Genomic DNA, 24,691 nt, shown 5'->3' on the forward strand with positions numbered 1-24,691 from the left:
GGCGCTGTCGGCTGAAAGGGCGCTTTCGCTCAGGCGGTTTCGAGGGGCTTTTTGTGGGTGACGACCCGGCCACCCTCCATGCGCACCAGTTGATCGGCGACGTCGAAATAGCGGTCGTCGTGGGAGATCACGATGATCGTCTTGCCCATCTGTTTCAGTTCCGGCAGCAACTCGGTGTAGAAGATCCGCCGGAACGCCGGGTCCTGGTCGGCGGCCCATTCGTCGAACACCAGCACCGGACGTTCCTCCAGCCAGGCGTTGATCAGTGCCAGACGCTTGCGCTGGCCGGTGGACAGATCGGTGGTGCTGAACACGCCGTCCTGAATGCTCACCTTGTGGGCGATTTCCAGGCGCTCCAGATAACGGCCGGCATCGGCAGGAACCTGTTGATCGCCCTGTACCAGCTCATCGAACAGGTAGTAGTCGGCAAAAATCGTGGTGAACAGCTGGCGGTAGTCATCGCGGGCCCGGGCATCGACCACCTGACCGTTGAGCAGGACTTCACCGCGCTGTGGCGCATACAGCCCCAGCAGCAATTTGATCAGGGTGGTCTTGCCACCGCCGTTCTCGCCGACGATGAACACGATGTCGCCCTGAGCGATGTTCAGATTGACCGGGCCCAGTTCGAAGGCGGCGCTGCCTTTGACCGGTGGAAAGGCGTAATGCACGTTGTGCATTTGCAACTGCTGGACCGGGGTTTTGCTCACCGGCGCGGATTCGCTCAACAGCAGGTGCGGCTCCGGCGAGGAAAATTGCTCCGCCAGATCGTTGATGCGCTTGAACGCGATGTTCGCGCGGCTGATCACCGGCAGGGTGGTGATCAGGTATTCCAGCGGGCCTTTCATGTACAGCAGCACCAGCACGAAACCGCTGAGCACCGCTTTGTCAGTGCCCAGCCACAAGGACTGGAGCGCCAGCACCAGGCCGATGACCACGAAAAACAGCATCGAGCCGAACGTCTTGGCCATCACGAAAATGTTGACCGAACGAATGTGGGTCCGGCAGATGAAATCGGCGGTGCCTTCGATGCGCTGGCTGAACATGCGCTGGCGACGCGGCCGATGAATGCGCAACTCCTTGGCGCCGGCGGCAATCGCGCTGTAGTGCTTTTGCAGCTCATCTTCGGCTTCGCGAGCGGTTTCGAAGCCTTTGATGCCTTTGTTGCGGGCGACGTATTGCACCGCGATACCGACCACCAGGGCCACCAGCAGCAGGATGAACATCGGCAGCGACAGGAACGCCAGATAGCCCAGGCAACCGAGCGTCACGGTAAAGGCGATGGCCAGCGGCGCGAAGGAAAAGGCGAAATCGCTGACCGTGTCGACGTCGTGGGTCAGCACCGGAATCAGGCGGTGGCTGCGGAACCGTTCAATCTGTTCGATGGGCGCCAGCAGGACCTTTTCACCCAGGGATTTACGCAGCCCGGCAATGATGTGCTGGCCGACGTGGTTGGTGCCGATGTCCGACAGAATCGAGGTCAACAGGGCAAAGGCGCAGAGGCCGGCAAACGTCGCCAATACCGTGGCCGAAGGGCTGCCGGCGCCGTTCAGGGCTTTGTTGATGGTCGCCAGCAGGGCGGTGACGCTGACGCCACCGAGCATGCCGAGCAGGATCGACAGCGCCACGACGACCCGGTAAGGCTTGAGCAGGCCGAGGACTTCACTGATGGCTCCGCGCGATTTTGTGGTCATGGAGGTTTCCGCTTTTGGTGCCGGTCAAGGCATTGGTTCAAGGGTAGGGCTGGTTAAAAGACGAAACCCGCGGGCAGCGATTTAGCCGCCCGCGGGTTTCTCGAGGACTCAAGCGACGAGCGAGCGGCGGTTGCCGCTGCGGTGCTCGGGATTACAGGTCGCGCGCCACGCGAAAACCGATCCAGTCGCCACGCTCGGTCGGCACCAGCGCATTGCGGTTGCCGGAGCGGGAGAACACCGGCGCTTCGCCCCAGTCGTTGCCGCGAATGCGCTTGAACTGGCACTTGCCGGTCTCCCACGCACTGCCGTCACTCGGCGCGCCTTCGTAGTTTTCGTTGTAGCAATCGGCGGTCCATTCGTAGACGTTGCCGTGCATGTCGTACACACCGAAGGCGTTGGGCGGGAAGCTGCCGGCCGGCGCGGTGAAGTTGTAGCCATCGGCCGCACCGTAGGTATTGGCGTGCTTGGCGATGCTGTATTCCTTGCCCTCATCGAACGGGAAGGGGAACGGCCCGGTGGTGCCGCCACGGGCGGCGTATTCGCGCAGGGACTCACTGACCAGGCGGTACTGCTTGCCGGTCTTTTTCGACAGCCAGGCCACGTAGGCGTTGGCCTCGGCGAAGTCCATGCACACTGCCGGGTGCTTGTCGGTGTACTGCTTGCGCGGGTCGCTGCCGGCGTAATCCGGGATCCCGGCCTTGCACGCGCGGCCCGGGCGGGTATCGCCGTCGGGCATGACGTAACCGGTGTCCTTGAGGTAGGCAAACCATTCGCCCTTGAGCACCTGGAAACGGCTGATCGCCAGTGGTTTGGCGAAGGTCACCGGGTGCATCGGGCCTTCGTCGGGCTCGCGACCGACTTCGTCTTCAGGCGTGCCCATGGTGAACGTGCCGGTGGGCAGCACGACCATTTCCGGACAGTCCTTGCAGTCCTTGAACACCTTGCCCGGTGCCGGTGGGGTGGCAGCCTGGGCGGTGGTCGGCAGCAGGCAGGCGGCGAGGGCGGCGAGCGTCAGCGCCGACAGGCTTTTCAAGGCAAAACGAGGCAGTTCACTGTTCATTTCGAGTCTCGTCAAAAGGAAAAAGGTTCGGCTCACAGCGCCTGATCCAGCACGGCCAGCAGGCGGTCGATCTGGGCTTCGTCGTTGAGCAGGCCCGGCGCGGTGCGGATCACTGGCCCGACATCGCGCTCGACGGCGTCAGCCACGACTTTGTTGGCCATCAGGTGCGCGGCGATCTTGTCGCTGTTCTTGCCAGTGACCCGGAAGAAGGTGAAGCCGGCGGAAAACTCAGGGCTCAACGGCGTGACCAGCTCGATCTGCGGACGTTGCAGCAGGCGTTTTTTCAGGTAGCTGTTGAGTTCATGAATGCGCGCCTGCACGTCGGCCTTGCCCAGTTGCAGGTGCAACTTGAACGCCTCGGTCAGTGCCCAGCGGTGTTCGAAAGCGTGATAACCGCCCGGGGTCATGGTGGTGGAGAAGTGCTCGGCCTCGGAAAACGTCGGGATGATCGGCGTGACGTATTTCACTTCCGGCGTGCGGCTGACCACGATCCCGGTGCCGCGCGGGCCGAACATCCATTTGTGGGTGCCGGCGATGAAGAAGTCGCAGTTCATGGCTGGGAAGCTCATGTCTTCCACACCGAAACCGTGCACGCCGTCCACCACGTAGATGATCCGGTCGGCTTCGCTGCGTCCGCGGTTGTGTTTGTCGACCAGCGCACCGATGTCGGCGAGCGGCAGTTTCACGCCGCTGCCCGAATGCACCCAGCACATGCCCAGCACGCGGGTTTCGGGGCGGATGGCGCGGTCGATGCTGGTCAGGATTTCGTCTTTGCTGATCCGGTAAGGATCCTTGAACAGACGGATCTTGCGCACCTTCGTGCCGTCGCGCTGGGTGCGCAATTCGAGAATGGTGTGCGTTGCGTAATGCTCGTGGGCCGTGGTGAGGATTTCCTGATCGGCGCGCACCTGCACGCCGCCGTAAATCATCGCCAGGCCTTCGGTGGTGCTGCCGGTGAGCGCAATCTGCCGGGCATCGGCCTGCACGTATTGGCCGGCCAGCACGCGCACGGCTTCCTCGCGTTTTTCGGTGACGCCGTGGTCCCAGTCCATCGCCAGCCCGGGGTTCTTGTCGAGGGCGGCGCGGTGCATTTCGATCGCCTCGCGCACCGGGCGCGGGTGGGTGGTGATCAGGAAGTTGGAGAAGTGCAGCCACGACGGATCCTGATCGAACAATTGCTGCAACTGCGCCCACTTGTTGCGTGGCAGCGAGGCGGCGGCGGTCGAAGCGTTGGCGATGTTCGGCAGGCTCGCACCCAATGGCAATGCGGCGGCGAGGATCCCGGCCTGCTTGAGAAAGTCGCGACGGTTGCTCATGGCTTGGCGGCTTCCCGGGCAGTGGCCAGTGCCGGTTTGGCGGATTTCTCCACCTGGTCCCAGACCCGCAGGAAGTTGCCGCCCCAGAGCTTGGCGATATCGGCTTCGGTGTAACCGCGCGACAGCAGTTCAGCGGTCACGTTGCGAATCTCACTGACGTTCTCCCAGCCTTTGACGCCGCCACCTTCGTTGAAGTCCGAGCTGATGCCGACGTGGTCGATACCGATCTTTCTGACCGTGTAATCGATGGCGTCGCCCAGGTCCTTGAGGCTGGCCTTGGGTTCGCCTTCGAGGATTGCGTAGAGCTGGCCGGCGTATTCGCCGAACTTCTGCTCCGACCACGCCGAGATGATCGGATCGCCCGGCATCAGGGCCACGGCCAGGTTCGGCAGCGGCGGCAGATCGTAGCGTTTGCGCAGTTCATTCAGCTTGTCCTGAGTGCCTTGGGTCAGCGGTCGCAGGTATTGCGAGAAGCCGACGATCTGCACCACGCCACCGCTGTTTTTGATCAGCTGCATTTCCTTGTCGCTGAGGTTGCGCGGGATATCGACCATGGCGCGCGGCGCCGAGTGCGACGCCACCAGCGGGGTGCGGCTCAGTTGCGCGACCTGCTCCAGGGCCTTGGTCGACATCTGCGACACGTCGATGATCACGCCCAGGTCGTTCAGGCGTTTCACCGCTTGCTTGCCCAGGTCCGAAAGACCGTCGAGGGCGTCCGGCGAATCATTGAAGAACGGCAGCGGGCGCGACGAGTCGGCCCAGTCGTTATTGCCGATGTAACTGAAGCCGAACATGCGCATGCCGCGCGCCGTCCACAGGTCCAGCAGGTTCAGGTCGTGGCCCAGCGGGTAGGCGTTGAGCATACTGATGAAGATCGCGAACTTGCCTTCGCCGTGCAGGCGCCGGAAGTCGTCGGCGGTGTAGGCGATGCCGACCTGGTTGGGGAAGTCGCGGACCATGCCGGAAATAATCTTGTAGCGGATTTCCTGCTGGTTGCGCGCCTCGTCGACGAAGCCGGCGGTGGGCTTGTGCGGGGCATTGGCGCCGTTCCAGATTTCCGGCCAGCCGAAGATCGTCAGTGCCGCGCCGGACAGGCGTCCGCGATTGGCCTTGACCAGGTCGAACTGGTCGCTGCCGTCCTTGTCGACTTCGTGGCCGGTGGTGCCGAAATTCTGGGTGATGGTGATGTGGCTGTCGAACGAGAGCATGTGTTCGTGCAGCTCTTCGGCCTGCTGCATGACTTTGCGAGGGTAGCCGGGATTGTCCTTGAACCAGATATCCCAGACCGCGAAACCGGCACCGGCGCTGATCGCCAGGGCCAGCGGCAGGCCGATGTAAAGAGCCTTTTTCGAACGTGGTTTTGTCATTGCCATCTCAGTCAGGTTCGCCGTCGAGGTGCAGGCACAGAGGCCTTTGCTATCTGGGAAGAACGAGCGGGCGCGGGAGAAAATTAGTCCGCCTCGAGGGCGCTTAAATTTGTTCGCTCAGCAAACGTTCTAGCTTGGATAAAGCCTGCTTCAGGGCTGAACACAGGTAGGGCAATGAGGATTTCTCGACGATGGTTCATGGCAGGCCTGGCGCTGACCGGCGCTGCCGTACCTGCAGCTTATTTCGGGCATCGCGAATGGACGAAGCCCGACCCGACGATCACCCCCGGTGAGGCGTCTTTCGATGTCGCCGACGTGGCCGGGCAACGCCTGGCGAATGCGTTGCGCGGGGTCTGGAAGATCCGCTTCGTCGGGCGTGACGCGGGCCTGGACGGCTTGCCGGCCCAGGGCCTGGAAGTGTTCATCGACATCGGTCAGAAAGGCCGGGGCGTGTGCGGTTTTCTCGACACGCCGGAGCGTCTGCGCTCTGCCGACACACCTCGTTACCGAATACTCGGCGATCTTGCCGGGGCCGAGGCTTCGAAGCTCAGCTGGCGCCTGTTGGGCACCGGCGGCAGCGTCGACTACGAACTGAACATGATCCTCGACGAGGTCTGGGCGGATTTCGGCAACGCCGGCAGCGGCACCCTCAGTGGCAGTGTCCAGCGCCTCGATCGCGCGCTGGCCTTGCCGGCGCAGGATCACCGCTTCATCGCGGTCAAATGCCTGTTCCCCGAAGCCCGTCAGCGCACACCGCTGAATGGGCCTTTGCTGGCCTGGCTGGTGTCGCCCGAGCATCGACTGTTCCACCAGGTGTGGCACGCGACGCGGGACAAATGGCACACCCTGTCCGAGGACAAACGCAACGCCATACGCGGCCTCGGCTGGCAGCCCGGCCCCCGCGATCAGGAGCGTGACGCCCGGGGCAAGCGCAAGGACCGCAACGGTTCAGGCATCGATTTCTTTTTCATGCACCGGCACATGCTCGGGACGGCGCGTTCGCTGCAGGATCTGCCGTCGTGGGAGTTCTTCCCGCTGCCGCAGCCGGAACTGGTGCGCGACCGTCAGGGTTTTGCCCGCTATTTCGATAATCACGACGGCACCGCGCTGCCGCCGACCTGGCTGGCCGATGGCGACGATGAATTCAGCCAGTGGGTCAGCGACATCAAGACTGCCGAGACCTATCAGAGCAACTTCGAGGTCTGGGAGTCGCAGTACCGCGATCCACAGTATCTGTCGAAGATGACCCTCGGTCAGTTCGGCTCCGAAGTCGAGCTGGGGCTGCACGACTGGCTGCACATGCGCTGGGCTTCGGTGCCGCGCGATCCGTCCAACGGTCAGCCGGTGCCGCTGGCCCGGGATCTGGACGATTTTGCCGCACGCTGGTTCGCCCCGGAAAACGACTTCCTCGGCGATCCGTTTTCATCTCATGTGAACCCGGTGTTCTGGCATTTCCACGGCTGGATCGATGACCGCGTGGAAGACTGGTTCCGCGCCCACGAGCGTTTCCATCCGGGTCAGGTCACGCGGCTTGAAGTCAATGGTGTGAAATGGTTTGCGCCTGGGCGTTGGGTCGAAGTCGCTGACCCGTGGCTTGGCCCGACGACTCACGGTTGCAGCACTACGCCGGGGTTGCAGGTCGGCAAGTCGGTCGAGATGGATCCGGAAGTCATGAAGCTGGCGCTGCGAATCGTGTTCGGTTCGGATGAGAAGAAGCTGGAAGGATTGTTCCGGCGAGTGCCGAAGCGGCCGTGGTATGCGCGCAATCTGAAGGCCAAAACCGACGCGGTCTGAGGACCGCGTTGTCGTTCGCTGGATCGCCCAAAGTAGCAAGCTCGCTCCCACAGTGATCGTGTCCATTCAGATGGAATGCGGTCACCGTGGGAGCGAGCTTGCTCGCGAAAGCGGTCTTGAGTCCGCTGCGATTACAGCGCCTGCCACCCACCGCCCAGTGCCTTGTACAAGCCGATACTCGCCTGCAATCGCGAAAGACGCAGTTGCACATTCAGATCCTGCGCCGCATACAGCGTGCGCTGGGTTTCCAGCACCGTCAGCAAGTCTTCGGCACCCGCCTGATAGCGGCTCTGAGCGATGTCGAACGCGGTCTGCGCCTGATTCAACTCTTCACTTTGCCACTGCCGCTGCGCGTCGAGCCCGCGAATGCTGTTCAAGGCTTTTTCGACGTCGGCGAAACCGTTGATGATGGCGGCGCGATAGGTTTCCAGCAGTTCTTCCTGACGGGCCCTGGCCTTGTCGCGCTCGGCACTCAGTCGCCCGTTGTTGAAGACGGGGGCGAGCAGTCCGGCGGTGAGGTTGTAGAAGGGGCTGCGGATGATGTCGTCGAACTGATTGGCGCCGGAGCCGAGCTGGGCAGACAGGGTCACGCTCGGCAGCATGGCGGCGCGGGCGACCTTGACGTCGGCTTCGGCCGCCGCCAGTTGCGCCTCGGCGCGGGCGATGTCCGGGCGGTGGCTGAGCAGGTCGCTAGGCACGCCGGCGGCGATGGTCGGCCATTGCAGTCGGTCGAACGGCTCCGCGCCGGTTTGCAGATCCTGCACCGGCCGGCCGAGCAGGGCTGCGAGGCTGATCAAAGCGTCCTGGGCCTGTTGTTGCACCAGCGGCAATTGCCGTTGTTGCGCGGCCACCAGGCTTTTCTGCTGGGCCAGCTCCAGCGCGGTGGCCGAGCCTGAATCGAAGCGGGTCTGCACCAGCTTCAGCACGTTCTGCGCGTTCGCCAGGTTCAGCTCGGCGATACGACTTTGCTCGCGCAGGGACAAGGCCTGCGCATAGGTGTTGGCCACGCCGCTGAGCAAGGTCAGTTCCACGGTCGCCCGATCGAACTCGCTGGCTTGCAGGGCAAACTGGGCACTGTCGCGGGAGGCACGTTTGCCACCCCAGAAATCGATTTCGTAAGTAGCGGTCAGGCTGGCGTCGAAATAGTCCACGGCCTTGTTGCTGTTGTCGGCGTCGAGCTGGCTGTAGCCGTTGCCGCGCAGCAATTTCTGCCGATTGGCATTGGCCCCGGCTTTCACTTCAGGCAACTGCGAGCCGCCGGCAATCACGGTGCCGGCCTGGGCCTGACGTACCCGCGCCATGGCGGCCGCGAGGTCGAAACTGCCGAGGCGGGCCTGTTCGATCAGGCGGTCGAGTTCGGGGCTGCCGAACTGCTTCCACCATTGCGGATCGATGCGGGCGACGCTGGCGCCGTGGGGCGATTGCCAGGTCGCCGGTGGCTGCAAGCCGCTGTCGGGACGCTGGACGGGATTGCCGCAGGCGCTGAGCATCAGGCACACGGTCAACAGGCTGAGGCGCGATTTCATAGATCGATCATTCACTGGTAAGGGCCGTCACCGGGTCGAGTCGGGCGGCTTTGCGGGCCGGCATGAAGCCGAAGACAACACCGGTCACAAGGGCGCAGCCAAAGGCACCGAGCACCGCCATCAAGGAAAACGCCACGGCGACTTCGCTGAGAATCAGCACGCCGCCGACGATCAGCGCCAGGGCGATGCCGGCGATCCCGCCGACCACCGAGAGCATCACCGCTTCGGTGAGGAACTGGCGCAGGATGTCGCGCTGACGGGCACCGGTAGCCATGCGAATCCCGATCTCGCGGGTGCGTTCGCGCACGGTCATCAGCATGATGTTCATCACGCCGATACCGCCCACCAGCAGCGAAATCGCGGCAATCGAGCCGAGCATCAGCGACAGGGTGTTTTGCGTGCGGGCTTCGGCCTGGATCATCGCGGCGTTGTTGGTCAGTTCGAAATCCTTCTTGCCGTTGTGCAGGCGCAGCATCAGTTGCTCGATGGCGTGTTCGGCTTCCTTGACCTTGCGCGCATCGGCGGCGGCGATCGCCACGTATTCCGGATTGCGCGTGCCGAACAGACGGACGCTGGCGGCGGAGTAGGGCACGGCGATGCGGTTGTCGCTGTCGGAGTCGCCGGAGCTGGCGCCTTTCTCCGCCAGCACGCCGACCACCTGGAACGGCACGTTCTCGATCAGGATGTACTGGCCGATGGGGTTGGCAACATCCTTGAGCAATTTGGTGCGAACCTTGTGGCCGATCACTGCGACCGCTGCGGCATTGCGTTCATCGGCCTCCGTGAAATAACTGCCCTGCACCACGGGCCAGTTGAAGATCGCCGGGAAGTTGGTGTCGTTGCCGCCGACGTAACTCAAGTAGTCGGCATTGCCGAAACGCACACCGGCCTCGGCGCCGTTGACCGGCATGATCCGCATGACCTGCGGCAGGCTGGCCAGTGCCGCCACGTCATCGAGGGTGACGATGCCTTGCGGTGTGCGCGGGTTGGGTGACGAGCCGCTGAGGTAAATGATGTTCGAGCCGAAGGCGCCCATTTGCGCCATGACCTGGCGCTTGCTGCCTTCGCCGATCGCGAGCATGACCACCACCGAGGCCACGCCAATGATGATCCCCAACAGGGTCAGCGCGGTGCGGAAGCGGTTGATCCACATCACTCGCCAGGCGGCGTGCAGTGCGTCGATCAGTTCGCCTTTCCAGGCGCCTGTCGCTTCGGCGCCTTCAGTCAGGCGCTTGCGCAGATCCACGGCTTGCAAGGCGCCGGGGTTGGCGCTGGTCTGGGCCTCGGGGTTATGGCGGGCGCTGTCGCTGACGATCAGGCCGTCGCTGATTTCGATGATGCGTTTGGCTCGCGCAGCCACTTCGCGGTCGTGGGTGATCAGAATCACCACATGGCCCTGGCTCGCCAGCTCGTCGAGCAGCGCCATGACTTCCTTGCCGCTGTGACTGTCGAGGGCGCCGGTGGGCTCGTCGGCGAGAATGATGTGCCCGCCGTTCATCAAGGCCCGGGCAATCGACACCCGTTGTTGCTGGCCGCCGGAAAGTTGATGTGGACGGTTGCCGGTGCGCGAGGCCAGGCCGAGGCGGTCGAGCAGGGCGGCGGCACGAGCATGGCGCTCGGCGGCGGGTGTGCCGGCGTAGATCGCCGGCATCTCGACGTTTTCCTGGGCCGAGCCGGACGGAATCAGGTGATAACCCTGGAACACGAAACCAAAGGCCTCGCGGCGTAGCCAGGCCAGTTCGTCGGTGTCCAGGCCGGCGACGTTTTCCCCGGCGAAGCGGTACTCGCCGGTGGTCGGCCGGTCGAGGCAGCCGAGGATGTTCATCAGCGTCGACTTGCCGGAGCCGGAGGCGCCGACGATTGCCACGAATTCGCCGGCGTGGATCGACAGGTCGATACCGCGCAGGACATGAACCTCGGGCGCGTCACCGCCGCCGTAGGATTTGCGGATGTCCTGCAGGTCGATCAGAGGCGTTTGCATTCAACCTCCGCTGCCGGTGGCCGGGCCGATCACCAGGTGATCGCCCTCGTTGAGGCCTTCGAGAATCTGCACTTTCAAGCGGTCGCTGATGCCGGTGCGCACTTCGCGGGTTTCGATCTTGCCGTTGGCGGCGATTACCTGCGCGGTCTGCACGTTGGCGGTGGTGCTGCCCTGCAGCGCGGCAACCGGTGCGGTGAGCACGTTTTGCGCTTGGTTAGCGACGAAGAAGACTTGCGTGGTCATTTCCGCCATCAGCGCGTTGTCGGCGTTGTCGACGTCCAGCAGCACGGTGTACAGCACCACCCGGGCACTGCCGCTTTTGCTGGAGCTGGCGGGGCTGCCGCCGCCCTGGCTGGTCTGGTCCAGCGGTTTTGGCGGGACCGGCAGGATCTGCCGCACGGTGCTGCTCCAGCGCCGGTTGCCGCCGCTGAGGGTGGTGAAGTAGGCGGTCATGCCGGGTTTGACGTGGCCGATGTCGGCTTCGGAGACCTCGGCCCACACGGTCATCGGCGACAGTTTGGCGATGCGCAGGATCAGCGGCGTCTGCTGCTGGGCGTTGAGGGTCTGGCCTTCGCGGGCATCGAGGGCGACCACCGTGCCGGCCATCGGCGCGTAGATGCGGGTGTAGCCGAGTTCGGCCTGATCGCTGCGCAGGCTGGCTTCGGCCTGACGAATCTGGGCCTGGAACATGTCGATGCGCGCCTGGGTGGCTTTCAGTTCGGCGCGGGCGGTCTGCACGTCTTCTTCGCGGGTGGCGCCGCCGGCGGCGAGATTCTGCTGACGCTGGTATTTCTGCTGCGCCAGTTCGTGCTGGGCTTTTTGCTCCTGCAATTGCGCCTTTAGGTTTTCAATGGAGAAGCGCCCGGCGTCGAGTTTGGCCTTTTGCGTGGACGGGTCGATTTCCACCAGCAACTGGCCTTCTTTGACCACATCACCGACCTCGACATGGATTTTCTGGATCTGCCCCGACGCCTGGGCGCCGACGTCCACATAGCGCCGCGGCTGCAGCGTGCCCAGCGCGGTGACGCTGCTTTCGATGTCGCCACGGCTGACGGAAACGGTGGCGAACTGATCGCGACCGGGCGGCAGGACTTGCCACGCCGCAACGGCAATCACGGGGATCAGGCAAAGAGCGATGAGCAGGGCGCGTCGGGCGGGGCGGGGACGTTTCATGCGGGGTTCCGGCCAGTGTGAATCGGCCCGTCATCCGGCGGGCACCGCAAGCGGGCACGGCCGAATGCTGTCGCAGGGCACGACAGACACGGGAGGGCTGTTGGTTAAACGAGAGAAGGGGCGGCGAATTTAAGCGCTGAAAAACGCGGTAACAGGTATAGGCGAGAACAATTTGTCGGGCAAACCGAAACAGCGCTTTAAATCTATATGAGAATTACTATAAATTACGCACCTGAAATTGCCATTACCGTGCCACTGCCTGTTTCGACAGTCGCGGATCTGGCTCAAGGATCGAAACCGCACGCTGCGGCGGGGAATCATGTTGGAAAACTACTATCGCGAGTTGGTGTGTTTCCTGAACGCCAGGCTCGGCAACCGTCAGGTGGCCGAAGACGTGGTGCATGACGCTTATCTGCGGGTGCTGGAGCGATCCAGCGAAACGCCGATCGAGCAGCCTCGGGCATTTCTCTATCGCACAGCCTTGAATCTGGTGATCGACGACCATCGGCGCAATGCCCTGCGTCAGGTCGAATCGCTGGAAGTGCTCGACAGCGAAGAGCGCTATTTCACCCCGTCCCCCCACAACACCTTCGATCACGGCCAGCGACTGGAGATGCTCCAGCGTGCCTTGGCAGAACTTTCGCCGCTGTGCCGCGAAAGTTTTCTGCTGCGCAAGATCGAAGGTCTGTCGCACCCGGAGATTGCCGAACACCTAGGGATTTCCAAGGCTCTGGTGGAAAAGCACATCGTCAACGCCATGAAGCATTGCCGCCTGCGCATCAAACAATGGGACGCCCATTGAGCCGTCGTCGTTAAATTTTATTTCACTGTCCTCGTTCCTACTCAACAGACGATCTGCTGTCCTGCTCAAGGCCGGTCAGGTCACTCAGGCTTTTCGTCCAGAGGACACTGGAAATGACACAGGCAATTGCATCGCCCATCGTTCACGACCTGATCGGCGTCGGTTTCGGCCCTTCGAACCTGGCGCTGGCCATCGCTCTGCAAGAGCGCGGCCCGACCCAGGGGGAACTGGATGTTCTGTTTCTCGACAAACAACCCAACTACAGCTGGCACGGCAACACCCTGTCGACCCAGAGCGAGTTGCAGATTTCCTTCCTCAAGGATCTGGTGACCCTGCGCAATCCGACCAGCCCGTACTCGTTCGTCAACTACCTCAAGCACCATGGTCGTCTGGTGGACTTCATCAACCTCGGCACCTTCTACCCGTGCCGCATGGAGTACAACGACTACCTGCGCTGGGTGGCTGCACAGTTCACCGAGCAGAGCCGCTACGGCGAAGAAGTGCTGACCATTGAGCCGGTGCTGCACAACCATCAGGTCGAAGCGCTGCGGGTGATTTCCCGTGGTACGGACGGCCAGCAGTTCGTGCGTACTGCGCGTTCGGTGGTGGTCAGCGCCGGTGGCACGCCGCGCATTCCCGAGGCCTTCAAGGCGCTGAAGGGCGACGGTCGGGTGTTCCATCACTCGCAGTACCTGGCCGAGATGGCCAAGCAGCCGTGCATCAACAACCAGCCGATGAGCATCGCAATCATCGGTGGCGGCCAGAGCGCGGCGGAAGCCTTCATCGACCTGAACGATTCGTTCCCGTCGGTGCAGGTCGACATGATCCTGCGCGGCTCGGCGCTGAAGCCGGCGGACGACAGCCCGTTCGTCAACGAAGTGTTCTCGCCGGAATTCACCGACCTGATCTTCCAGCAGAAGAGCAGCGAGCGTGAACGTCTGGTCAACGAGTACCACAACACCAACTATTCGGTGGTCGACATCGACCTGATCGAGCGCATCTACGGCATCTTCTATCGCCAGAAAGTCTCGGGCGTGGCACGCCACGCATTCCGCACCCTGACCACTGTCGAGAAAGCCACTGCCACCGAACGCGGTATCGAGCTGACCGTGCGTAACAACGCCACTGGCGAAGTCACCGTGCGTGCCTACGACGCGGTCGTGCTGGCCACCGGTTACGAGCGTCAGATGCACCGCAAACTGCTGGCGCCGCTGGAAGAGTACCTGGGTGACTTCGAGGTCGACCGCAATTACCGGTTGATCACCGACGAGCGCTGCAAGGCCGGTCTGTACATGCAGGGCTTCTGCCAGGCCAGCCACGGTCTGAGCGATACGCTGCTGTCGATCCTGCCGATCCGCGCGGACGAGATTGCCGGCTCGCTGTATGAGCATGGCAAGAACCGTGGGCACAGCCGTTCGGTGATGGATCTGTTGTTGGCGACTGCCAGCTAAACCAGACCGTTGATCGTTCCCACGCTCTGCGTGGGAATGCTTCAAGGGACGCTCTGCGTTCCAATGGGACGCAGAGCGTCCCCGGCTGCATTCCCACGCAGAGCGTGGGAACGATCTCGGCGATCTCGGGGGCAATCCTGAACCCTTCCTGAACACCCGCCACATTCCCCGACACACTTCCTTTTGCGGGTTTACTCTCCAGACATCGGGGCGTAAGCTTCGCGCGTTTTCATCAATAGCGGAGACCCACAGTGGGTACTTGTTCGAGTGACAGTTGTCGGCCGGTCCTTGTAACCGGCAGATTCTCGGCAAGATAACGCGCATTCCTTTGTGCCGTTGTCTCGCCGAACAGCGAGCAGCGGCATCCCGATCATGACCGGTCCCGGTCATGTCCCGACGTCCTTCTCATCGACACTGAAAAGCCTGTGAAGTCGACTTCATCGTCGTCATTGCAGCCCTATCGACACGCCTGTCTTTTCTGACCGGCGCGCCACGCCTTGCCGTGCCGGTTTTGCGGTGCCCAGGACGAGGACGTACCTGCTCGACGGTTTCCCGGCTGACCATAGGGGCAACAGCCATGAAACTTACGCTCAAGGAATTTTTCGCAGGCTTCCTGCGGACCCGCCACATCGCCCGGCACTTCCGTCGCCTGGCCTTGCTGGAAACCCTCAGCGACACCACGGTCAGCCGTGAAGTGCCGCCGACTCTCGCCAATACACTGGTGGACGCCGCCCATTGCGACAGCGGCGTGCTGCTGTCGAACCTCGGCACTCACACCGACGGCCTCACCGATTTCGAAGTCGATGTGCTGCGTGCGCAGCATGGCCTCAACGAAGTCGAACACGAGCAACCGCTGCCGTGGTGGACCCACCTGTGGCACTGCTACAAAAACCCGTTCAACCTGCTGCTGACCCTGTTGGCAGTGATCTCGTGGCTGACCGAAGACCTCAAGGCCGCCATCGTGATTTTCTCGATGGTGGTGCTGTCGACGCTGCTGCGCTTCTGGCAGGAAAGCAAATCCAACCAGGCCGCCGACGCGCTCAAAGCGATGGTCAGCAACACCGCCACGGTGCTGCGCCGGGATGCGCCGCGCGCTGAATTGCCGATCAAGCAATTGGTGCCCGGCGATCTGATCGTGCTGTCGGCCGGCGACATGATTCCTGCCGATTGCCGGGTGCTCAGCGCCAAGGACCTGTTCGTCAGCCAGGCGGCGATGACCGGCGAATCGATGCCGGTGGAAAAATTCCCGCGTCAGGCCGATCGCGACACGCGCAATCCGCTGGAGCTCGACAACATCCTGTTCATGGGCACCAACGTAGTGTCCGGCACAGCAGTGGCGGTAATTCTCACCACCGGCAACAGCACCTATTTCGGTGCGCTGGCGCAGCGGGTCGGGGCGACTGATCGCGCGGTGACTTCGTTTCAGCAAGGCGTGAACAAAGTCAGCTGGCTGCTGATCCGCTTCATGTTCGTCATGGCGCCGCTGGTGTTGTTCATCAACGGTTTCACCAAGGGCGACTGGACCGAAGCACTGCTGTTCGCGCTGTCGATTGCCGTGGGCCTGACCCCGGAAATGCTGCCGATGATCGTCACCTCGACGCTGGCCAAGGGCGCGGTATTCCTGTCGCGCAAGAAAGTCATCGTCAAACGCCTGGATGCGATCCAGAACTTCGGCGCCATGGACGTGTTGTGCACCGACAAGACCGGCACTTTGACCCAGGACAAGATCTTCCTGGCGCGTAACGTCGACGTTTGGGGCGAAGACTCCGATGACGTGCTGGAAATGGCTTACCTCAACAGCTACTACCAGACCGGCCTGAAAAACCTGCTTGATGTGGCGGTGCTGGAACACGTGGAAATCCACCGTGAGCTGAAGGTCGGCACGGCGTTTCGCAAGGTCGACGAGATCCCGTTCGACTTCAATCGTCGGCGCATGTCGGTGGTCGTCGAAGGGCGCGGCCAGCCGCATCAACTGATCTGCAAAGGCGCGGTTGAAGAAGTGCTGGCGGTGTGCAGCCGGGTTCGTCACGGTGAAGTCGACGAAGCCTTGAGCGATGAATTGCTGGCGAAAATCCGTCAGGTCACTGCAGCATTCAACGCTGAAGGCTTGCGCGTGGTAGCGGTGGCGGCACGGTCGATGCCTGAAGGACGCGACACTTACAGCCTGAGCGACGAGCAGGAACTGACGCTGATCGGTTATGTGGCGTTCCTCGATCCACCGAAGGAAAGCACCGCCCCGGCACTCAAGGCCTTGGCCGAACACGGCGTGGCCGTGAAAGTGCTGACCGGCGACAACGAGCTGGTGACCGCCAAGATCTGCCGCGAAGTGGGCCTGGCCCAGCAAGGCCTGCTGATGGGCAACGACATCGAACGCATGAGCGACGCGGAACTGGCGGTGGCGGTGGAAACCACCAACGTGTTCGCCAAGCTGACGCCGTCGCACAAGGAACGCATCGTGCGCATCCTCAAGGGCAACGGCCACGTGGTCGGGTTCATGGGCGACGGTATCAACGACGCGCCGGCGCTGCGCACCGCAGACATCGGAATTTCCGTGGACAGCGCGGTGGATATCGCCAAGGAAGCGGCCGACATCATCCTGCTGGAAAAGAGCCTTATGGTGCTGGAGGAGGGCGTGCTGGAAGGGCGCCGGACCTTCGCCAACATGCTCAAGTACATCAAGATGACCGCCAGTTCGAACTTCGGCAATGTGTTCTCGGTACTGGTGGCCAGCGCGTTCATTCCGTTCCTGCCGATGCTGCCGATGCACCTGTTGGTGCAGAACCTGCTGTATGACATTTCGCAGATCGCGATCCCGTTCGACAACGTCGACGACGAGATGCTGAAACAGCCGCAACGCTGGCAGCCGGGGGACGTCGGGCGCTTCATGCTGTTCTTCGGTCCGATCAGTTCGATCTTCGACATCACAACGTTCGCCTTGATGTGGTACGTGTTCGATGCCAACACCCCGGATCACCAGACCCTGTTCCAGTCCGGCTGGTTTGTGGTGGGGCTGCTGACCCAGACGCTGATCGTGCACATGATCCGCACGCCGAAGATTCCGTTCCTGCAAAGCCGCGCGGCCATGCCGTTGCTGGTGATGACCGGAATCATCATGGCCGTGGGCATCTTCCTGCCGATGGGGCCGCTGGCGCACTACTTCAAATTGCAGGCACTGCCGTCGATGTACTTCGTGTTCCTGCCGGTGATCCTGCTGGCGTACATGGCGCTGACTCAAGCCGTCAAAGGCTTCTACATCCGCCGGTTCGGCTGGCAGTAACAGGCAAGAATTCCCCCCTTGTGGGAGCAAGGGGGGCGGTTTCAAGGAGTTCGACATGCAAGCGATCAACAATCTCAACCTCACCTCATTGCTCGACACTTTGGTCAGCCTCAGCGCGGCGTTCATCCTCGGCGGCCTGATCGGCTTCGAACGCCAATACCGGCAACGCACGGCGGGCTTGCGCACCAATGTGCTGGTGGCGGTCGGCGCGGCGATTTTCGTCGACATGGCCAACCGTCTCGCCGGTGCCGAAGGCGCGGTCCGGGTGGTCGCGTATGTGGTTTCCGGCATCGGTTTTCTCGGTGCCGGCGTGATCATGCGCGAAGAAGGCAACGTGCGCGGGCTCAACACCGCCGCCACGCTCTGGACCTCGGCAGCGGTCGGCGCCTGCGCCGGTGCCGACCTGCTGGCCGAAGCGGTGCTGGGGACCTTGTTCGTACTCGCCGCCAATACCTTGCTGCGGCCGATCGTCAACAACATCAACCGTCAGCCGCTGGACGTGGTCTCGGCGGAAGTCACCAACATCGTCTACGTCATCGCCCGGCGTTCGCAGCAGACCGCCGTGTTCGCCTTGCTTGAAGCCGAGCTCGAACGCAGCAACTACCCGGCCAGTGACGTCGATGTGCACGCCTTCGGGGCCGATGAAATCGAGATCGAAGCGACGCTGGCGACCACTTCGGTGGACGGCGATGAGCTGGATGCACTGGTGAAGCGGATTTCCACTTCAAGCCTGGTGGTGCAGGCTTTCTGGAGTCCGAGCACGACGGAGTAACTTTTTTAATCCGGATGAGTGACGGGTTTTTTCGGAAAAGTCCTACAGAGCGTATCCCGATGCTTGGGTAGTCTTGCCGTCACTTCAAGCGACTACCCGGACTTTCACATTGACCGACAAAACCCTGCGCATCCTGATCGCCGACTTGCAGCATTTTCACCGGATGAAAATCGAGCGGATGTTCAACGGCCTCGATTACTACCGTATTGCACCGGTGCAGAACCTTGCCGAACTGCTGACGCTGGTCGATTACGGCGGTCAGCCGTTCGATGTCCTGGTGATCAATGCCGAACTGGCGGCCGGAATGGCGGATCTTCGCGGTTTTCTGTTTGATCATCCGCAAATCCGGCGGGCGCTGGTCTATGGTGAGCCGGTGGACTCCTCCGGTGTTCCCGGGCATTTCGGGGCAAAGATCATCACCAGCCCTGCGCCTTTGCCTTCAATCCGCGCCATCGAACAGTTGATGACCTCGGTCGAGGCTTCGTTCGGGCGCCCATCGCGTGTTCGATCACAGATCGGTCTGGCGCACAACTGTCAGATCTGACAGGTGATTCAGCGTGCACAGCGTGCAACAGTAGTAGCGCAGCTACCAATAGTCCCGTTCATGCAAGATCGGTGGCGCCATGTCAGGTATTCGCCCCGGGAGTGGTCATGGGTTCAGCATTGATTGTTGATGATCACCCAGTGGTGGTGGGTGCCGTTCGTATGGTTCTGGAGTCCGCAGGTTACGAACCGATCCATGTGACTGGCAAAGGTGTCGATGTGGTGTCGATGCTACGTGAACACGCGCCGGAGCTGGTCGTGCTCGACTTGAAACTCGATGGCTTCGGCGGCCTGGAGGTGTTGGCGCGCATCAGGGCCATCGGGCTGGTCTGCAAAGTGTTGATCTTCACCGCGGCCGACCCTGAACACTATCTGATGCGTTGCCGGCGTGCGGGGGCGATGGCTTTTGTCGCCAAATCCGCCTCGATGCAGCATTTGCAAAATGCAATCAAGGCCGTCCGTTCGGGTTATACCTACTTTCCCGAAATGCCTGTGGTCAATGCCGGGCAATCCGAAGCGCACCGCGATGAGCGAGAGTTGATTGCACTTCTGTCCACCCGCGAAATGGAGATCATGCTGAAGCTGGCCAGAGGTGAATCCAACAAGCATATTGCTCTGAAGATGAACCTCAGTCACAAAACCATCAGCACCTACAAGACCCGCTTGATGCTGAAACTCGGGGTAAGCTCGCTGGTGGTGTTGCGAGAGTTTGTCCAACGCAACGGCCTGTTTCCATAGGCCGCCCCATGATGTGTCTTCTGCGGTTGGTTTCTCTGTCGATACTGATGCTTGCAAGCCTGGTGCACGCGACCGAGGCGCAACGGCTGGAAATCGTCTCCCGCACCCGCCTTGAGGGTGTGCAGATTCAACTGGATGAGCAGGATCGGCAGTGGCTCCGTGCGCATCCGGTATTGCGCATCGGTGCCTCCTGGCCGGATTACCCGCCCTTCGAGCTGACCCGCAAGCGTCATGAACAGGAAGGCCTTACGGCCGATTACGCCAACGCAATTGCACAGATTTTGAACATAGCCGTTGAAGTCTGGTGCTATTCCGACCGCGCAAGCGCCATGGCTGCGCTCAAGGCCGGTGAGGTAGACCTGCTGGGCACGTCGAACAAGTTCGAAGAAGCTGATTCCGACCTCATGCTGTCCCGTGCCTACGCCGAGGATCAGCCGATGTGGGTGACTCGGATCGACGAACCGTTGCCTGGCGATCTGGCTGGCAAACGCATCGCCATGGTGGACGACTACCTGCCAGCCTCGACCATCCAGGAGGCTTACCCGCAAGCCTCCCTGCAGCGTTACAGGTCGATTTTCGATGCCCTCGGCGCCGTGGCGTACGGCACGGATGCGGTTTACGTTGGCGACTTCATCAGCGCCAGCTATCTGCTCAACACGATCTTTCACAACGACCTGCAACTGGCCGGGCCTTCGGGCCTTGACGCCAACCCGTTCGGCTTTGCCCTGGCCCGCAGCAATACGCGTTTGAAAGGTCTGGTCGACAAAGCCCTGCTGGCCATTCCCATGGAACAGCGCCTGGCCATCGAGCTGCGCTGGAGCGCCGGTCGCGCGGACGTGGCTGCGCAGTCGCAGGTGAGCCTGAGCGACAGCGAGCAACAATGGCTGGATCAGCATCCGGTGGTGCGGGTCGGCGCTATCGATGATTTTGCACCGCTGACATTCTTTGACGCTGATGGCCGTTTCAGTGGGCTGGCCGCCCAATTGCTCAACCTGATCAGTCAGCGCAGTGGCCTGACATTCGAGGTGGTGCGCGGTCGGTCGCTGGATCGTCAGGTCGAGCAACTCAAAGGCGGTGCGCTGGATCTGTTGCCGGTGTTGACACCGAGCCGCGAGCGCGAAACTGAAATGCTGTTCACCCGATCGTACGTCAACAGCCCCTTTGTGCTGATTGCCGATTCGAAGGCTCAGGGGCCGCGCAGCCTGGACGACATGACGGGCAAACGTCTGGCGCTCTATCGCGGCAGTCCGTTGCGCGATTATCTGCTGGAGAACGTGCCGCAGATCAGCCTGATCGAGTTGCCAAGCCCGGCCGACGGCACGCAGGCGCTGCTCGACGGCAAGGCCGATGCGACATTGAGCTCGTTGCTGGTGGCGCGCTACCAGATCGATCACCAATACCGCGATCGCTTGCGGATTGTCTCCACGCTGGGCGATTTGCCGGCCCGGGTTGCCATGGCGACAGCGCTCGACGCCCCGCAGTTGCAATCGATTCTGAACAAGGCACTGCTGAGCATCGCCCCCCAGGAAATTGACGGTCTGGTCGCGCGTTGGAGTCGTAATGTGGTGCTGCAAGACAGCTATTGGCAGCGTCATCAAACGCAAATACTGCGCGGGTTTGCAGTGGCGGCCGGGCTGTTGCTGTTGGCGTTGGGCTGGATCGGCTTTCAGCGTCGGCAGATCCGCCAGCGCCAGCAATGGCTTCAGCAGTTGCAGGAGGCCAAGGACGCAGCCGATGAAGCCAATCGCGCCAAGAGCACCTTTCTGGCGACCATGAGCCATGAAATCCGCACACCGATGAACGCCCTGATCGGCATGCTCGAACTGGCCCTCAAACGTGCCGATGAAGGCGTGACCGATCGCCAGGCGATCGAGGTGGCGTCCAGCGCGGGGCAGCAACTGCTGGCATTGATCGGCGATATTCTCGACATCGCACGCATCGAGTCCGGGCATCTGTCGCTGGCCCCCGAGCGCGTCAATCTGCATGAAGTGGTGGCGTCGGTGTGTCGGATTTTCGAAGGCCTGGCCCGCCAGAAGCAACTGTTGTGGAATGTGGAAATGGATGAGCGCAGCAACGTCGAGGTGATGCTCGATCCCCTGCGTTTCAAACAAGTGCTGTCGAACCTGCTGAGCAATGCAATCAAGTTCACCGATGACGGCGAGGTGAGCCTGCGCTTGCGGGTGTTCGGCGAACAGGATGGACAGATTGAAGTGGGCGTGGCCATTGAAGACAGTGGCGGGGGGATCAGCGCCGAGGATCAGCAACGGTTGTTCAGCCCGTTTGTGCAGGTCGGCGATCATCAGTCTGTGGCGCACGGTGGCTCTGGTCTGGGGCTGGTGATCAGCCGTAATCTGTGCCGGATGATGGGCGGTGATTTGTGGATGAGTAGCGAGCTGAACCGCGGCACTCAGGTCATGCTGCGAATGGAACTGCCGTTGCTGGCGCCGCTTGTGCAAGAGGCTGTACCGGTGCCAGCGGCGACGATGGTTAATTCGCTGAACGTGCTGGTGGTGGATGACCATCCGGTGAATCGCCTGCTGCTTTGTCGGCAGTTGAGTGAGCTCGGGCATCGTGCCGTTGACGCCTGTGGCGGTGAGGAGGGGCTGGCGCTTTGGCGCGGGCACGCCTTCGATGCACTGATCACTGACTGCAACATGCCGGGGCTCAACGGTTACGAGCTGACGCGCGCGGTACGTCAGGAAGAAGCCGCGACGGGTAGAGCGCCCTGTCTGATCCTCGGATTTACCGCCAATGCGCAGATGGAAGAGAAGCAGCGATGCCGGGCAGCCGGGATGGACGATTGTCTGTTCAAACCGGTTCTGCTGCGTGAATTGAGCCAGGCGCTGATGGCCGCAACATCCGAAGGCGCGCAGATCGAAAGCGTGGACGATCCGGTAGAGGCCGAGTTCGATCTGAGCGCGCTGTTGCAACTGGCAGGCGCGGACAACCCGCTGATCGGGCAATTGCGTGAGGAAGTACTGAGTAGTCTGCGCATCGATCTGAAGCGCCTGGACGCATCAGGTCGGGATCGCGAAGTCTTGCGTGATCTGGCGCATCACGTCACAGGCGGGGCGCACATGATCGGTGCTGAGCGCGTGGTCTCCGCGTGTCGGGTACTCGAGCAGGCCTGCCGTGACGATGAGCCCGAAGCGGCATTGACGGCCGCCATCGAGTTGCTGCGCGTGGCCATGCACGACCTCGAGCAGCAGCTTCAGGCCTGATCGGTCAATCCCACTGCGGCGCGATGCCTTTGGGGCTGGTCAGGCGATGGCCGCGATCCAGTGTTGCGATCAGCGCCATGTCGGCGTCGCTCAGGGTCAGCGCTGTGGCGCCGAGGTTGCCTTGCAGGTTGGCGCGTTTGGTCGACGACGGAATCACCGCGTAACCCGATTGCATCGCCCACGCCAGAGTGACCTGCGCCGGGGTGGCGTGCAGACGCTCGGCGATCTGCACGATCAGCGGATCCTTCAGCACTTCGCCATAGGCCAGGGTCATGTACGACGTGATCTGAATGCCCTGACTTTGCGCGAACTCGACGACCTTGCGGTTTTGCAGGTACGGGTGCAGCTCGATCTGGTTGGTGGCGATGTTTTCCGCGCCGACCGCAGCAATCGCCTGTTTCATCAAGTCGATGGTGAAGTTGGACACGCCGATCTGCCGGGTCAGGCCCAGGCGTTTGGCTTCCAGCAGCGCGCCCATGAATTCTTCGACCGGCACCTGATCTTCCGGCGATGGCCAGTGGATCAGCGTCAGGTCCAGGTAGTCGGTCTGCAGCTTTTGCAGGCTCTCTTTGAGGCTTTCAATCAGCCGGTCTTTGGCGAAGTTGGCGATCCAGATCTTGCTGGTGATGAACAGTTCTTCACGGGCGATGCCGCTGGCAGCGATGGCCTCGCCAACGTCGGCTTCGTTTTCGTAGATCTGCGCGGTGTCGATGACCCGGTAACCGAGCTCAAGGGCAGTGCTCACCGAATCGATGACCACCTGGCCTTGCAGGCGAAACGTACCAAGACCGAAAGCGGGAACAGACATGCAGAGACTCCAGGGTTGCAGTGGGAATGGGCAGGAGTATCCGCGTCTGATTCCTCGGGAAAAACCGCTGTCGGGGCAAAGTACTGTTGACTGGAAGTCACGAATCACTGCGATCGGTATCGTTCCATCAGTAGAACGATGAGGACGGTTTTGGCTGACTAGTACTAAATACGTGGCGAATTTATGATCGGTCCATGATCAACCTGATTACGGAGTCCACCATGAAAAACCTGATCGGTATCTACACCAGCCCTCGCGGCCACTGGGTCGGCGATGGGTTTCCGGTGCGTACCCTGTTTTCCTACGACAACCTGGGCAAGCACATCAGCCCGTTCCTGCTGCTGGATCACGCCGGGCCCGCGCAATTCACTCCGACCACCGAACGCCGTGGCGTGGGCCAGCATCCGCACCGTGGCTTCGAAACGGTGACCATCGTTTACGAAGGTGAAGTGCAGCACCGCGACTCCACCGGCAGCGGCGGTACCATCGGTCCGGGCGATGTGCAGTGGATGACGGCGGCTTCCGGAATCCTGCATGAAGAATTCCACTCGGAAAACTTCGCCCGAACCGGCGGCAACCTGGAAATGGTGCAGTTGTGGGTGAATCTGCCGGCCAAGGACAAAATGGCAACGCCCGGTTACCAGACCATTCTGGACAGTGATATCCCGAATATCACGCTCAAGGACGGTGCCGGCAGCCTGCGTCTGATCGCCGGTGAGTTCGACGGCCACAAGGGCCCGTCCCGCACGTTCACGCCTATCGATGTCTGGGATCTGCGGCTGAACAGCGGCAAGTTGCTTTCGCTGGATCTGCACGAAGGCCGCAACACCGCGCTGGTGGTGTTGAAAGGTTCGGTACAGATCAACGGTGTGGAGTCGATGCGCGAAGGGCAGTTGGCGCTGTTCGAGCGTGATGGCGATCGCATCACCCTCGAAGCCAGCCAGGACGCGGTAGTGCTGCTGCTCAGCGGCGAGCCGATTGACGAGCCGATCGTCGGCCACGGCCCGTTCGTGATGAACACCGAGCAAGAAATCCATCAGGCCTTCGCCGACTTCCAGTCCGGCCGCTTCGGCCAGATGCACAGCTAAAAAAACCGGCAGGCGCCACGTGCGCCTGCCGGTTTTTTTTGAGCGCGCGCCGTGGCGCTCATCCCGCCAAATCAATTCCTCCT

The 24,691-nt window shown here is 61.9% G+C and carries 17 protein-coding genes; 9 read left to right on the forward strand and 8 right to left on the reverse strand.

The window, feature by feature from the left end:
- Positions 1 to 29: 29 nt before the first annotated feature.
- From ABTV87_RS09710 to pvdM, 4 genes are all read right to left on the reverse strand, one after another.
- Positions 30 to 1,691 (reverse strand): cyclic peptide export ABC transporter, encoded by a 1,662-nt coding sequence (locus tag ABTV87_RS09710; RefSeq protein WP_007956365.1) that lies wholly within the window; start codon positions 1,689 to 1,691, stop codon positions 30 to 32.
- Positions 1,692 to 1,842: 151 nt separating this feature from the next.
- A complete protein-coding gene (gene pvdO, locus ABTV87_RS09715) occupies positions 1,843 to 2,751 on the reverse strand; it encodes a dihydropyoverdine dehydrogenase (protein WP_127797451.1) in 909 nt (302 codons plus the stop codon).
- A 32-nt stretch (positions 2,752 to 2,783) separates the two neighbouring features.
- Complete coding sequence (locus ABTV87_RS09720; protein ID WP_433899352.1) at positions 2,784 to 4,067, reverse strand: aminotransferase class V-fold PLP-dependent enzyme; 1,284 nt, start codon at positions 4,065 to 4,067, stop codon at positions 2,784 to 2,786.
- Positions 4,064 to 5,434 carry a pyoverdine-tailoring dipeptidase-like protein PvdM gene (gene pvdM, locus ABTV87_RS09725; RefSeq protein WP_433899353.1) on the reverse strand — a complete coding sequence of 457 codons (1,371 nt, stop codon included), beginning with the start codon at positions 5,432 to 5,434 and terminating at the stop codon, positions 4,064 to 4,066. Before pvdM ends, ABTV87_RS09720 begins: the two co-directional genes overlap by 4 nt.
- A gap of 174 nt (positions 5,435 to 5,608) precedes the next feature.
- On the opposite strand from pvdM, the gene pvdP reads away from it, so the two are divergent.
- Positions 5,609 to 7,228, forward strand: a complete 1,620-nt coding sequence (pvdP, locus tag ABTV87_RS09730) for a pyoverdine maturation tyrosinase PvdP (RefSeq protein WP_262157920.1) — start codon at positions 5,609 to 5,611, stop codon at positions 7,226 to 7,228.
- Between the two features lie 131 nt (positions 7,229 to 7,359).
- On the opposite strand, the gene ABTV87_RS09735 is transcribed toward pvdP, so the two are convergent.
- Genes ABTV87_RS09735 through ABTV87_RS09745 form a run of 3 tightly spaced genes read right to left on the reverse strand, consistent with a single transcriptional unit; the run spans position 7,360 to position 11,908 of the window.
- On the reverse strand, positions 7,360 to 8,754 hold the full coding sequence (locus ABTV87_RS09735) for an efflux transporter outer membrane subunit (RefSeq protein WP_221534643.1): 1,395 nt from the start codon (positions 8,752 to 8,754) through the stop codon (positions 7,360 to 7,362).
- 7 nt (positions 8,755 to 8,761) lie between these two features.
- The gene (locus ABTV87_RS09740) at positions 8,762 to 10,735 is read right to left on the reverse strand and encodes a MacB family efflux pump subunit (RefSeq protein ID WP_433899354.1); all 1,974 of its coding nucleotides are present in this window, start codon (positions 10,733 to 10,735) and stop codon (positions 8,762 to 8,764) included.
- On the reverse strand, positions 10,736 to 11,908 hold the full coding sequence (locus ABTV87_RS09745; RefSeq protein ID WP_433899355.1) for an efflux RND transporter periplasmic adaptor subunit: 1,173 nt from the start codon (positions 11,906 to 11,908) through the stop codon (positions 10,736 to 10,738).
- A gap of 319 nt (positions 11,909 to 12,227) precedes the next feature.
- On the opposite strand from ABTV87_RS09745, the gene ABTV87_RS09750 reads away from it, so the two are divergent.
- The 7 genes from ABTV87_RS09750 (at position 12,228) to ABTV87_RS09780 (ending at position 22,712) form a co-directional block, all read left to right on the forward strand.
- Positions 12,228 to 12,710 carry a sigma-70 family RNA polymerase sigma factor gene (locus ABTV87_RS09750; RefSeq protein ID WP_007956380.1) on the forward strand — a complete coding sequence of 161 codons (483 nt, stop codon included), beginning with the start codon at positions 12,228 to 12,230 and terminating at the stop codon, positions 12,708 to 12,710.
- Between the two features lie 113 nt (positions 12,711 to 12,823).
- Positions 12,824 to 14,161, forward strand: coding sequence for a lysine N(6)-hydroxylase/L-ornithine N(5)-oxygenase family protein (locus tag ABTV87_RS09755; RefSeq protein WP_085607901.1), 1,338 nt, complete (start codon positions 12,824 to 12,826; stop codon positions 14,159 to 14,161).
- A 577-nt stretch (positions 14,162 to 14,738) separates the two neighbouring features.
- Entirely contained in the window at positions 14,739 to 17,438 is a 2,700-nt protein-coding gene (gene mgtA / locus ABTV87_RS09760; protein WP_433899356.1) for a magnesium-translocating P-type ATPase, read from the forward strand.
- A 55-nt stretch (positions 17,439 to 17,493) separates the two neighbouring features.
- A complete protein-coding gene (locus tag ABTV87_RS09765; protein ID WP_085607898.1) occupies positions 17,494 to 18,210 on the forward strand; it encodes an MgtC/SapB family protein in 717 nt (238 codons plus the stop codon).
- Between the two features lie 109 nt (positions 18,211 to 18,319).
- Positions 18,320 to 18,754: a hypothetical protein gene (locus ABTV87_RS09770; RefSeq protein WP_007956400.1), complete on the forward strand. Its 435-nt coding sequence runs from the start codon at positions 18,320 to 18,322 to the stop codon at positions 18,752 to 18,754.
- 107 nt (positions 18,755 to 18,861) lie between these two features.
- Positions 18,862 to 19,491, forward strand: a complete 630-nt coding sequence (locus ABTV87_RS09775) for a response regulator transcription factor (protein ID WP_085607897.1) — start codon at positions 18,862 to 18,864, stop codon at positions 19,489 to 19,491.
- Positions 19,492 to 19,499: 8 nt separating this feature from the next.
- Entirely contained in the window at positions 19,500 to 22,712 is a 3,213-nt protein-coding gene (locus tag ABTV87_RS09780; protein WP_433899357.1) for an ATP-binding protein, read from the forward strand.
- Between the two features lie 4 nt (positions 22,713 to 22,716).
- Here ABTV87_RS09780 and dkgB read toward each other — a convergent pair whose 3' ends face one another.
- Complete coding sequence (gene dkgB / locus ABTV87_RS09785) at positions 22,717 to 23,520, reverse strand: 2,5-didehydrogluconate reductase DkgB (RefSeq protein WP_085607893.1); 804 nt, start codon at positions 23,518 to 23,520, stop codon at positions 22,717 to 22,719.
- Between the two features lie 221 nt (positions 23,521 to 23,741).
- On the opposite strand from dkgB, the gene ABTV87_RS09790 reads away from it, so the two are divergent.
- On the forward strand, positions 23,742 to 24,608 hold the full coding sequence (locus ABTV87_RS09790) for a pirin family protein (RefSeq protein ID WP_433899358.1): 867 nt from the start codon (positions 23,742 to 23,744) through the stop codon (positions 24,606 to 24,608).
- The last annotated feature ends 83 nt before the right edge of the window (positions 24,609 to 24,691 follow it).

The organism is Pseudomonas sp. PSE1(2024), from assembly GCF_050990555.1.
GTDB lineage: Bacteria > Pseudomonadota > Gammaproteobacteria > Pseudomonadales > Pseudomonadaceae > Aquipseudomonas > Aquipseudomonas aphyarum.